The 11,451-nt window shown below is 73.5% G+C and carries 5 protein-coding genes; 4 read left to right on the top strand and 1 reads right to left on the bottom strand.

The window, feature by feature from the left end; all coding sequences use genetic code 11:
• Positions 1-30: 30 nt before the first annotated feature.
• Positions 31-888, bottom strand: a complete 858-nt coding sequence (locus tag ACFXKZ_RS03380) for a helix-turn-helix domain-containing protein (RefSeq protein ID WP_379997282.1) — start codon at positions 886-888, stop codon at positions 31-33.
• Between the two features lie 931 nt (positions 889-1,819).
• Between ACFXKZ_RS03380 and ACFXKZ_RS03375 the strand changes: the two genes are divergently transcribed.
• The 4 genes from ACFXKZ_RS03375 to ACFXKZ_RS03360 all read left to right on the top strand — a co-directional run bounded on the left by ACFXKZ_RS03375 (position 1,820) and on the right by ACFXKZ_RS03360 (position 9,304).
• Entirely contained in the window at positions 1,820-5,047 is a 3,228-nt protein-coding gene (locus ACFXKZ_RS03375) for a lanthionine synthetase LanC family protein (protein WP_379995871.1), read from the top strand.
• A gap of 5 nt (positions 5,048-5,052) precedes the next feature.
• Complete coding sequence (locus ACFXKZ_RS03370; protein ID WP_379997280.1) at positions 5,053-6,870, top strand: prolyl oligopeptidase family serine peptidase; 1,818 nt, start codon at positions 5,053-5,055, stop codon at positions 6,868-6,870.
• 77 nt (positions 6,871-6,947) lie between these two features.
• Positions 6,948-7,085 (top strand): VenA family class IV lanthipeptide, encoded by a 138-nt coding sequence (locus ACFXKZ_RS03365; RefSeq protein WP_379995868.1) that lies wholly within the window; start codon positions 6,948-6,950, stop codon positions 7,083-7,085.
• A 443-nt stretch (positions 7,086-7,528) separates the two neighbouring features.
• The gene (locus tag ACFXKZ_RS03360; protein WP_379995866.1) at positions 7,529-9,304 is read left to right on the top strand and encodes an ABC transporter ATP-binding protein; all 1,776 of its coding nucleotides are present in this window, start codon (positions 7,529-7,531) and stop codon (positions 9,302-9,304) included.
• The last annotated feature ends 2,147 nt before the right edge of the window (positions 9,305-11,451 follow it).

Genomic DNA, 11,451 nt, shown 5'->3' with positions numbered 1-11,451 from the left:
GATCGGTTCACTCCGGTGGCATCGACCAGGTCACGTCGCTGCGGAACGGGGCGAGCGGTGGAGGCGGGTGGTCGGTCGGCAAGGGGGAGGCGGCCAGGAGTTGGCCTGGGTGCCGTGTGCGTCGCGCGTCGGGGGTGATCGCCACCCCCACACCGAAAGATGGTCGATCGAGGCAGTGGAGATTTTATTGGGCTCGATGTGATCGGCCGTCTCCGCAGCCAGGGTGAGAGTTTCCTTGAGTCTTCCTTGTCTCAGCATCATCCAGCACAGCCACATGACCCCGGAAGCGATATCCAGATCACTACTGATTTCCTGGGCATCATCGATGGACTGCGACAGTGCGTGATAGGCGAGATCGTACTCGCGTGTCTGCGTGAGATAGTTTCCCGCCATTCGCATGGCGGTGATGCGGGCCTCCAACGCATGCGTGCGCTCCGGGCCCGATTCGTAGTGCCGAACCGCCGTGTTCACATCTCGCATGAGATCTGGAAGTCGATGTGAGATCTCTTCGTAGTCGTCCGCAAAATATGATCGCTCAAAATCTACGATAACATGACGCAACGCAGCCAGATTGGGCACTTCGTCGTCGGCGGGCACGGGAGCCGAGAAGCCTTTGGGAGGGGTGAGAACCTTCCGCAATTCCATGACTTGCAAGCTGTGGAAATCCGATTCCACGATCGGTTCTCGACCGGCGGACACCATAAGGTCCGATGTCTCGACGTCGAGCGCCCGCGCGATCATATGAAGAGTCTCGATGCGGACCGTGCCGCCCTGTTCAAGCTTTGCGACGGTCGAGAGGCCGAGGCCCGCCCTGTGCGCCGGCTCCTCCTGGCTGAGACCGACTACCCGCCGGTACTTTCTGACGTTGTCCCCGAGGTTCCCCGCCATGATCGCCACCTGTCGATGTGTGGTTGCCGGAACACCACGTTACGCCGCCGGCGCGCATGCGAGGGCAACCGAAGTCCCGGCGATGGACCTCCCGTTGCGTCCGGACGCGCGATGTCGCGGCCGAGTCGGGGCAGTCCTTCCGTGTCGCAGTCGGTGATGTGAGGACGTGGACGCGGATCATTGTTTTGCCGGTGTCTACAATTCCGCGAACCCAGGGGCTGTCGTGCCATTCTTCCGGCATGCGCCCGCCGTTCAGGAACAGGCGGAATTCTGCCCGCTCTTGCTTGACGTCGAGAAGTCTCGGGTCTCCATCTTGAAGGCGGACATCTGGAATGAGCGAAAGAGGTCGTTGAAGTCTTCGCCGTTGTACCGCCCTTCCTCCGTGCGGCACGGGAGTGCGGCAGCATCCGTCTCAGCCGTCGCCGGCAAGCCTGGTCGGCGCCATCGATGCCTTCGTGCAATGCACGCTCCGTTGCGTCCGATGCTGCTTTCGGCTCCGGATTCCCGGTCAGGTTCGGTGGGTTTCCGGGACGGGAGATCTGCTTGGCCTCGCTCTCTGTGCGCTGCCCGTGGGGGGCGGGTGGGGGCTCGCTCGAATGGGCCATGCTCTGGCGTTTGGGGGTGGGGTGGTGGGTGGGCTGAGCTGGGGGGATGGCGGCTGGGCGGGAATATGCAGATGAACTGACCAACTGGTCCTCAATGCGGGTCACTTCACTCAATTGGGTGAAGGGAGTCGCAACTCGTTGAGGTGGCCCGAAGGCGCTGCGTACGGTCATGCCGTCCCGTCGGGGGGAGCGATCCGAGGCGGGGCGGCCGCGTCGGCGACCGGGGCACCCGGTCGCTCGACAACCGTTTCCGGGCATCGGTCGACGGGCGCGCGACGCGTCGTCGGCCGGGGCGCGAGGGCACTGTCGAGGGGGGAAGTCCAGGGATGGCGACGACGACTCGTGGGCACCGGGCGGAGCGCACCGGCGGCCACGGCGCGCCGGGTACGAACCTGGTCGACCGCGTCCGTGCGGCGCTCGATCGCGATGCGGTCGGTGCCCGGGAACAGGGAAACGGGGAGCAGGCCCCGGGCTCGGCCGATGCGTGGGATGTGCGCTCCGACGACTTCTGGTGCACCGTACGGCCGCCGGGCCACGCGGCTCGCGCGCAGGGCTGGAAGATCCATGTCAGCGCGCGGACCGGGGACGCCCCGCATGTGCTCGGCCGGGTGTGCGACGTGTTGTTGCCGCGCCGGGTGGCGTTCAAGTTCGCCGGTGACCTGGAGCGGTTGCGGATGCTCAACTCCCGTGAGGCGGACCGGGCTTCGGCGGGCAAGTTCATCACCGTCTATCCCGACGACGACGAGCAGTTCATGGAACTGGTGGACGCGCTCGACGAGGTCACCCGCGAGCTGACCGGCCCGGGCATCCTCTCCGACCGGCCGTGCCGGCCCGGCAGCGTGGTGCACTACCGCTACGGCGGGTTCGGCCGTCGAGCGGTGCTCGGCAACGACGGCGGCTATCACGCGGTGCTGACCGATCCCGACGGGTCGGCCGTGGACGACGCCCGGGAGGCGTGGTTCACTCCGCCGTCGTGGGCGCCCGATCCGCTGGTACGGCGGGCCCGTTCGGCACCGGCCGCCGCGTCCGAGCCGGCGCCTCGGCGGGCGGAGGTGCTGATCGGCGGCCGATTCGCGGTCACCTCGGCGCTGCGGCACTCCGCCAAGGGCGGCGTGTTCCTGGGCAAGGACACCACCGACGATGCCGACGTCGTGGTCAAGCAGGCCCGCGCGCACATCGAGGTGGACCGCTCCGGGCGGGACGCGTGTGCGGCGCTGCGGCACGAGGCGGTGCTGATGCGGCGGCTCGAGCACACCGGCGTGACCCCTCGGCACGTCGCGCTGCTCGAAGAGGCCGAGACGATCTTCCTGGCCCAGGAGCGGATACCGGGCGAGCCGTTGCGTGCCTGGGTGGTCCGGCACGCCGCGGATCCGGGTGTGGCGTGGACACTCGCTCGGCCTCTCGTCGAGGGGCTGATCCGACTGGTTCGGACCGTGCACGGCGAGGGTCTGGTGATTCGCGACCTGTCGCCGACGAATGTGCTGGTCGGGCCGGACGGCGCGCTGCGGCTGGTGGATCTGGAGCTGGCCGCCGACATCGGTGTGCCGGCCGGCGCCGCGGGTACGCCCGGCTATCGGGCGCCGGAGCAGCGGCCGGGCGTCGACGGCAACCATCGTGCGCATCCCTCGGCCGACCTGTACAGCCTCGGCGGCCTGTTCTTCCTGCTCGCCACCGGCGCCGACCCGGCCCTGCCCGAGGACGTGGGAACCACCCGCGACACGGTGGAACGCCTGGGTGCGTGGCTGGAGTTGGCGGCCCGACACGGCGAAACCGCACAGCGCCTGACCCCGGCGATCCGCGGCCTGTGGCGCGAGGACCCGACACAACGCTGGTCGACGGAGCGGACGTCGGCCTTCGTGGCGGGACTTGCGCGCGGGAGCGGGGGCGGGGACGGGGCGGACACGGTCGACGATGCACGCTCGGGCTCGGGCGACGGGCCAAGCGGTGAGCCGGACAACGGGGCTGCCGCCGAGCCGAACGGCAGGTCGGCCACCGGTTCGCGCTGCGAACCGAGCGACAGGGCAGCCACGGGGACGAGCTACGGGACGCCTACCGGCGTGGGAAATGTGACGCGCGCACAGTCGGCGGGCCTGTCGGGCGATCGGGTGGGCAGCCGGTCGGACCGCATGACGGCAGACCTGCCGAGCGACGACCCCCGCCGCGAATCAGGCCGCGCCGTGGGCGCGGTGGGCGAACGGTCGGCACTCTTGCCGGCAGGGCTGCCGGGCGACGGCCCTCGCCGCTCCGGCCTCGGCGGTGCCGTCGATGGGCGTGGCGGGTGTGCCGGCCGGCGGGATGTGCCGGATGGGCCTCGGCCGCATCCGGATACCGAGGGCGACAAGGTGCCGCCGCATCCGCAGCCGCCCGAGGACGACGTGCTGCTTCGGGACGGGCTCGCGCACCTCGTGGCCACGATGACGCCCGGGCGGGTGGATCGGCTGTGGCCGATGACGGCCGGCGCGGCGGCGATGGATCCGTGCAGCGTGCAGTACGGCGCGGCCGGCGTGCTCGGCGTACTGGCCCGAGCCGCGCACACCACCACGCTCGAACCCCGGCTGCGCTACACCCTGCATCGCGCGGTCGAGGACGGCGCCGCCTGGCTACGCGATCGGGCCGCGGCCGAGCCGGTGGTCTTACCCGGGCTGCACTTCGGGCGTTCCGGCACCGCCTGGGCGCTGCACGACGCGGCGGCGCTGCTCGGCGACGCCGAACTGGCCGCCGGCGCCGCCGACCTCGCCCTGCGCGTACCGATCGCCTGGCCCAACCCGGACGTGTGCCACGGCGCCGCCGGGGCCGGTCTGCTCCAGGTCCGGATGTGGCGGGCCACCGGCGACGAACGTTTCCGGCAGCGCGTCGTCGCGTGTGCCGACTCGCTGCTCGGCGCCGCCCGGCAGGCCGGCGACCTGACCCTGTGGCCCGTACCGCAGGACTTCGATTCGCGCCTCGCCGGCGCCGCGCACCTCGGATTCGCGCACGGCGTCGCCGGGGTGGGTACGTTCCTCCTCGAAGCGGCGCTGGCCACCGGCCGCGAGGGCTACCTCGACGGCGCCCGGGCGGCGGCGCACACCCTCACCCGCACCGCGCGCGTGGACGGCGACGGCGCGTGGTGGCCTCAGGGGCCGGGCGATCCGGCCGGGGTCCGGCTGGCGTACTGGTGCAGCGGCTCGGCCGGCGTCGGGACGTTCCTGATCCGGCTGTGGCGGGCGGACCACGATCCGCTCCACCGCGACCTGGCCGAGGCAGCCGGCGCGGCGGCCCATCGTGCCCGGTGGCATTCGGGCACCACCGCGTGCCACGGCCTCGCGGGCAACGGGGAGTTCCTGCTCGACCTGGCCGAGGCGCTGGACGAGCCGATCCATCGTGCGCGGGCCGCCGAGCTCGCCGATCAGCTGCGGGTGCGAACCGCGATCGTCGACGGCCTGCGGGTGCCGGCCGACGAAAGCGCCACGGGTGTGTCCGCCTCGTACGGCACCGGCACCGCCGGTGTCCTCGGCTTCCTGCTCCGGCTCCGCCACCGCGGACCGCGGTTGTGGTTGGACGGTGAGGAAGCGTGAGCACCATGGTGACGACTCGACCGATGCGCCGGATCAGTTGGTCGTTCGCGGCCGACGGCGGGCACGCAGCGTGCCTGGCCACGCCGGGCGACGGCACGTGGCGGGTGGAGTCGTGGTCGTTGCGGCCGGGGCGGGCCAGTGGCGCGATCCCGGTCGGCACCGGTGCGCCCGAGCGGCTGCACACCCAGTTGCTCGCCCTCCCCGACGGTCGGGTACTGGCCTGCCGACACGAGCCCGGGCGCCACGAGTTGGTCCTGCTCGAAGCCGACGACGCGGGCAGCGAACGGCACTTGGCCATGGTGCGGCTGCCCGGTCTGCGACTGCTCCCCTACCCCGGTACGGACGCGCTCGCCCTCGCCCTCGGGGCGGACACGTCCCCGTCGACGACGGTGTGGCTGGTCCGCGAGGACGGGCGATTGGACCCCGTCGCCGAATTGTCGGGGCTGTACAGCGGCGGGGTCTGGCTCGACCCGGACGGCTACCGGCTCGCCTTGGACGAGGTGCGCGGCGGCCGGGTCAAGACCGTCGCGCTCGACTTGGAGACGGCGACCGTACGCCCGTTCCTGGAGCTGACCGACGAGAGCAACGACCGGCTCCTGCTCGCCGATCCGGTCGGCGGCCTGCTGGTGATCGCCAGCGACGCGCCGGGTTCGGACCGGCTCGGCTGGATCCGGCTGCCCGCCGAGCGCACGCAGGCGCCGGGCCGGGTGCGGTTTCCCGAGGTCGTACACGTGCCCGACGCGCAGGTACGCCCGATCGCGATCGCGCCGGACGGCCGCCGGGTGGCGGTCCAGCTCGACCGGGGGGCGATCTCGCGGCTGGCCGTGTGGACCCCGGAGGATGGCGAACTGGTCGAGGCGACCACGCCGGACGGGTGCCTGGGCGCGGTCGGCCGGTGGACCGAACAGGGGTTGCGCATCCCGTTCTCCGCGCCGGATCGGCCCAGTTGCCTGGCTCGGCTCGACCCGTCCCGGCCGGGGTCGTGGCGCCAGGACGGCGAACCGGGCCCGTTCGTCGGCTTCGACGACGCGGACCGGCCGCAGTGGCGGCCGGCCCATCTGGAACTGCTGGTCGGCGGGGCCGGTCCGGTCGAGTCGATCGTCTACGGCGGCCCCGACTGGCGGTGCGCCGAGCACGTCCTGCTCGCCCTGCACGGCGGTCCGGCGGCGGCGTGGCGGTTCGAGTTCGATCCGCTGCTGCAACGGCTCGCGGCGGCGGGCATCGCGGTGGTGGCGCCGAACCAGCGCGGCAGTACCGGATACGGCGCCCGCTTCGCCCGCGAGTTGCACGGCGCGTGGGGCGGCCCGGACCTGGCCGACGTCACCGCGATCGGCCGCACCCTGGCCGCCGAGCGGGCCGCCTTCGGCCGCGCGCCGGCCGCCCTGTTCGGGGTCAGCTACGGGGCCTACCTCGCGCTGCTCGCCGCGTCGTTCGCGCCGGGTGCGTGGTCGCGCTGCCTCGCGGTCGCGCCGTTCCTGTCCGGGCCGCGGCTGATCGCCGAGGCGTCGCTGCCGATCCGCGCGCTGATGACCCGGCTCGGCGGCGACACCGAGTACGTCGACGACCAGGGTCCGCGCGACGTGCTCGCGGTGTGCGAACGCATCGCCGTACCGCTGCTGTTCGTCCACGGCGGCCGGGACGACACCATCCCGGTCGGCCAGTCCAGGGCGCTGCGCCACACGCTGCTGGCGCACGGCCGGGTCGAGGGCGCCGACTTTCGTTATCTGGAGCTTCCCGGCCTCGGCCACGAGGCCCTGGCCGGGGATGGGGCACCCGAACTCCACGCCCACCTCACCGGTTTCCTGCAAACCGGCCGAGTGTGACGAGGGGGGGAGTCGCCCCGCACCACCCGTCGCGGGCAACCGCTCGCGGCGGCGGCACGTCCCGAAGGAGATTCACCATGGAGCACATCGAGACCGACCTCGCCGCGCTGCAGCAGCTTCCCGAGACCGAGTCGGTCGAGCTGGGTGGGCACGGCGGCAACGGGTGTCAGTTCACCTGTCTGCTGATCACCTGCCTGCTCTTCACGATCAACTAGCGCACCGCGTCCGGGACGCGGATTCGGTACACGGATTCGGACACGGGTTCGGCAGCCGGACTCGGCACCCGGACTCGGCACCCGGACTCGATCCGCGGGCACGATCGGTCGCGCTCGTGAGACCGGTCGACGCTCGGGTTCGATCGACAGCGTGATCGTTCGGCGGGCGGGTGGACTGCCCGTCCGGTGTTCCCGATCGGTCGGCGCGTCGGTCGGGTCGGCAGGTTGTTCGACAAGTACGAACCCGGGACCGGGAGTTCCTGCCGGAATCAGGAGCTCCCGGTCACCGGGCCCAGATCAGCATCGCAATCCGGGCGACCGACGCCCAGGGGGCACGCCGCTCGCGCGCGTTTTTCCCTCGCGGCGGCGTCGGCGAGAGCGGGGGCACGGCTGCCGCGCCGGTCCGCTGCGCTCGACGGTCCGCGCATCCGAGGAGGCACGCCGTGGTCGACGTCCCGATAGCCGCGCCGGCACTCCCGGCGGGTGCGCCGGCATCGATGCCGGCGCCGACGGATCGCACCGGCACCGGGGTGCGCGGAGCGCTGCGGGTGGCGCCCGGGGCGACGGTGACCCTCGCGCTCGCCGTCCCGGCCGGATCGATCGCCGCGCTGTTGTTGCCGGCGGCGGTGGCCGGCTCGGTGGACGCGGTGGTGCGCGGCGACTCCGCCTCGGGGCCGACCGTACGGCTGATCGCCGTCCTGGTCCTCGGCCTGCTGGCCGGGCTGCTCGCGGAGATCGCCGGTCCGGGGCTGGCCGCCGAACTCACCGCGCGCCTGCGCCGCAGACTGGCCGTGCACGTCACCGATCTGGGCACCGGGTCGCGGAATCCTTTTCCCGCCGGCGACGTCACCTCGCGGCTGGTCGGCGCCGCGCCCGACGCGGCCGGGCTCGTCCCGTCGCTGCTCGGCACGCTCGGCGCGCTGGTCACCTCGCTCGGCGGCATCGTCGCGCTGGCCCTGATCGATCCGTGGCTCGCGGTCGGCTTCCTCGGCGGACTGCTGCCGGGGCTGCTCGTGGTGCGGGTGTTCATGGCCCGCGCAACCGACCTGTTCACTCGCTACCAGGCGGTACAGGGCGGGTTGGCCGGCCGGTTGACCGACGCGCTCGCGGGGGCGCGGACGATCCGCGCGTGCGGCACGCGTGATCGGGAGATCGCCCGGATCCTGGCCCCGCTGCCGGAGCTCTCGGCCGCCGGGCACGGCCTGTGGCGGGCCCAACGCAGCGCCGTCGCACAGGTGTTGCTGCTCGCGCCGATGGTCGAGCTGACGGTCCTCGCGACGGCGGGGTGGTTGCTCGCCGAGGGGCGGATTCCGCCGGGGCAGTTGGTCGCGGCGGCCGGATACGCGGCGCTCGGTCTGGGGTTCCTGGAGCAGGTGGAGGCGCTGGTCGGGGTGGCCCATGCCCGCGCGGGGCGGGTACGGGCGGCCGAGTTGCTGGCGGTCGAGGCCGCCGGGTACGGCACCGCGCGCACTCTGCCGCCGGGGGGCGGCGAACTGGTCTTCCGGGGAATCCGGGTGCGGGTGCCGGAGGTCGGCTCGGGCGGGGGTCGGGTGGTGCTCGACGGGATCGATCTGACGGTGCCGGCGGGGGCGTGTGTGGCGCTGGTGGGGGCGTCCGGGTCGGGCAAGTCGACGCTGGCGGCGCTGGCGGGGCGGCTGTGCGAACCGGACGAGGGCGAGGTGCTGCTCGACGGGCTGCCGGTGACCCGGTTGGCGCGCGGCGAGTTGCGACGGGGGGTCGCGTACGCGTTTCCGCGCCCGGTCCTGGTGGGCGCCGATCTGGCGGAGGCGCTGGCGTACGGCCGACCCGGGGCGGATCCGGAGGCGGTGACCGGGGCGGCCCGGATGGCCTACGCGGACGACTTCGTCCGCCGACTGCCGGCCGGCTACGCGACCCGGACCGACGGCTTGGCGCTGTCCGGCGGCGAGGTGCAACGGCTCGGCCTGGCACGTGCGTTGGTCCAGGACGCGCGGGTCCTGGTGCTGGACGACGCGACCAGCGGCCTGGACACGGTCACCGAACACCACATCCACGAGGCTTTCCGCACGGGCCTGGCCGACCGCACCCGAATCGTCGTCGTCCACCGCGCCACGGCAGCGGCCGACGCCGACTTCGTGGCCTGGCTCGAATCCGGCCGCATCAAGGCCCTCGGCCCACACACGGAACTGTGGAACGACCCGGCATACCGCGCGGTATTCACGAGGGAGGAGCGGACGTGACGGGGGCGACGGGGGACGGGGTCGAGGCCGAGGCCGAGGTCGAGGTCGAGGTCGAGGTCGAGGCCGATCCCAAGGCGGAGACGAAGGCCGACACCCGAGCCGGCGCCGAGCGCGAGACATGGCCGAAGGCCGCGCCGGGGTCTTGGGCCGGGCCCGGGATCGGGCCCGGGGTCGGGGTCGGGGTCGGATCCGGGACGGGCGACCGAGCCGGGGCCGACGTCACGACCGGGCCCGAGGTCGACGCCCCGGTGGCGACCGACGGCAGGCCCGAGTCCCCGTCTCGGGCCGTGACCGGCCCCTGGGACGAGACATGGATGGGGGCCGCGCCGGGGCCATGGGCCCGGCCCGAGGTCGGGGCCGAATCCGGGACGGGCGACCGGGGCGGGGCCGACATCACGACCGGGCCCGAGGCCGATGGCCCCGTGGCGACCGCCGGCGGGCACGGATCCCCGTCACGCGCCGCGATCAGCTCCTGGGAGGAGACCCGAACGGAGACCGCGCCGGGGCCATGGGCCCGGCCCGAGGTCGAGATCGGATCCGGGACGGGCGACCGGGGCGGGGCCGACATCACGACCGGGCCCGAGGCCGGTGGCCCGGTGGCGACCACTGCCGGGCACGGGTCCCCGTCTTGGGCACCGATCAGATCCTGGGAGGAGACCCGGACAGGTGGCCGGGCCGGCCCCTACTCCGCGATCGGGCGCGAGGTCGATGCCCCCGTGGCGACCGCCGGCGGGTCTCCACCTCGAGAGGCGATCGGGACCTGGGACGAGACAGGGACGCGGGCCTCGTCGGGGTCTTGGGCCGGGCCCGAGGTCGGAGTCGAGTCCCGGACGGGCGACCGGGTCGAGGTCGACATCACGACCGGGTCCGAGGCCGACGCCCCCGAGCCGACCGCCGGCAGGTCCCCGCCCCGGGACGCGATCGGGCCTTGGGGTGAGGGTTGGGTCGGGGGGCGAAGTGGTGAGTGGGCCTGGTGTTCGGCGGTGTCCGTGCACGCGACGCGGATGGTCGAACCACGCGCGAGCGCCCCGCGCCCGACGGCGAATGCCGCCGACGACAGGACGAAATCCGGTGAACCGGCCGGGTCCGAAGGGGGAGGCCGGATGACGGACGACGATCACGACGGGCCGACGGGCCGCCGCCGACGGGTGGTGATCCCGGTCTGGGACCTGGGCGGCCTTCCCGCCGAGCCGGCCGAGCGCGCCACCGCTTCCGACGACGGCGACCGCGAGCCGCCTCGGGCCACGGAGACCCGATCCGCCCGCCGCCTGGTGGTGTGGTCGGGCACCGCGCCGGAGGTCGCCCGGACCCCGATCCCGGTAGACCCGGACGGATCACCCGACCGTCCGGGCCGCCGACGAGCGCCCCACCCCGGCCGCCCACACCGCGCAGCGGCGCCGCGTCGGGACACCGACGAGGGGCCCGGGCCGGACGAAACACCGCCAAAGCCGGCAAACGGAGGCGGGTGGCGGATCCTGCGCACCGGCCGACGACGTGAGGCGGCGGTACCGAAGCCGGGCGCCGACAACGCTCCGGCCACCTCGGAATCGAGCCCCGCCCCCACGCGGGCCGACGTACAGAACCCACCGAACAGACAGGCTCGGCGCCGGCTCCTGCACAGCGGCCGACTCCCGGGCCCGAGCCCGGCCCGGGAGTCGGCCACGGACGACTCGACACTCGACCCGACGCCGGCGGCCTCCACGCGTACCGGCCCGGAAGACCCGCTCGGCCGCCCGCAGGCCGACGCCCGACCGGCGGCAGCGGTACCGGAGCCGCGCCACGAGGACGGCTCGGCCTCCGAAGCGCAGCCCACGCCGGCCGCCCCGGCGCAACGACCCGACGCGGGACGCCGCCGACGGATCCTGGGCACGGGCCGGCGGCGGGAGTCGGCGGCTGCGGAGGAAGTCCCGGCGCCCGCCTCGAACTTGGATGCGCTCCCCACACAAGGCAACACGGCAGGAACACCCGACGCGCGCCGGCACCGGGAACCGGCCGCAGGCGAGGAAGGCCCCGCATCCGCCCCGGACCCGGGCGGGGATCCCACCCGAGGGGACACGGTAGGAACGCCCGGCCCGGGCCGCAGGTGGCACAGGCCGCGCACGAGCCCGTGCCAAGAGCCGGCGGCAGCAGCAGCGGAGGAAGGTCCG

The sequence above is a fragment of the Embleya sp. NPDC059237 genome, assembly GCF_042754105.1.
GTDB lineage: Bacteria > Actinomycetota > Actinomycetes > Streptomycetales > Streptomycetaceae > Embleya.
Note: the sequence above shows the minus strand (reverse complement) of the source record. Positions and strands in the feature narration are given on the sequence as shown.

What these genes read in the sequence shown, in the direction of transcription:
- ACFXKZ_RS03370 (WP_379997280.1), top strand. Translation starts at nt 5,053, where the DNA reads ATGGTGACGACTCGACCGATGCGCCGGATCAGTTGGTCGTTCGCGGCC.
- ACFXKZ_RS03365 (WP_379995868.1), top strand. Translation starts at nt 6,948, where the DNA reads ATGGAGCACATCGAGACCGACCTCGCCGCGCTGCAGCAGCTTCCCGAG.
- ACFXKZ_RS03380 (WP_379997282.1), bottom strand. Translation starts at nt 888, where the DNA reads ATGGCGGGGAACCTCGGGGACAACGTCAGAAAGTACCGGCGGGTAGTC.
- ACFXKZ_RS03375 (WP_379995871.1), top strand. Translation starts at nt 1,820, where the DNA reads ATGGCGACGACGACTCGTGGGCACCGGGCGGAGCGCACCGGCGGCCAC.